The sequence below is a fragment of the Oleiphilus sp. HI0123 genome, from assembly GCF_001635315.1.
Genome location: NZ_LWGE01001606.1, coordinates 1 through 616, shown reverse-complemented (window position 1 = coordinate 616; position 616 = coordinate 1). Strand labels below are relative to the sequence as shown.

At 44.3% G+C, this 616-nt stretch carries 1 protein-coding gene and 1 pseudogene; one reads left to right on the top strand and one right to left on the bottom strand.

Annotated features, from left to right (window positions below):
• A pseudogene (locus A3761_RS28660) lies at positions 1-206 on the bottom strand (hypothetical protein); the annotation flags it as partial.
• A 108-nt stretch (positions 207-314) separates the two neighbouring features.
• Here A3761_RS28660 and A3761_RS21545 point away from each other — a divergent pair.
• Positions 315-616 (top strand): FAD-dependent oxidoreductase (locus A3761_RS21545; protein WP_156492020.1); only part of this gene is annotated, 302 nt, incomplete at its 3' end.

The following is a 616-nucleotide window of genomic DNA, read 5'->3' as shown; positions in this document are numbered from 1 at the left end:
GTATAGGTCGCAATATTAACCACGGCTGGCGCTGACTCCTTAATGATCGGCGCGAGAGAGGGTTGTGAATTTCCTTCTATCAGACGTTGCGGAAAGCCAGCGGCTTGAAGTGAAAAAGAGAAACTTAAGCTGAGCAAGATGAACAAAGTCAAACCGTATTGCTTGAAGTTAAAAAACACATTATTTGATAATTGATTAAGACGCATCTTTTTATTGTCCTTCACTGGGTATTACAGGCGATATTATAAGCTCAAAGGTGTGATTGTTGGGAAGTTCTTGCATAATACTGCAAAAGATTTGCTGAGAGGAAAAGCATGAGCAAGCAATATGATGTAGTGATTGTCGGTGCCGGTATGGTCGGCGCTGCCATTGCCTGTGGATTGGCTCGATCGAACTTTAAAGTTGCGGTCATTGACCCGCTATTACCCCCTGCGTACGTAGAAGGCGAAGCACCTCACATTCGGGTATCGGCGATCAGCTATGCGAGTGAACAGATATTAAAAAACCTGGGTGCATGGCAATATATCGAAGGCAAACGCTTATGTCCTTATCGACGTTTAGCAGTAAATGAGATGCCTGCTAAAAAGGGGCTATCTGCCTTATTGCCTGACATCTC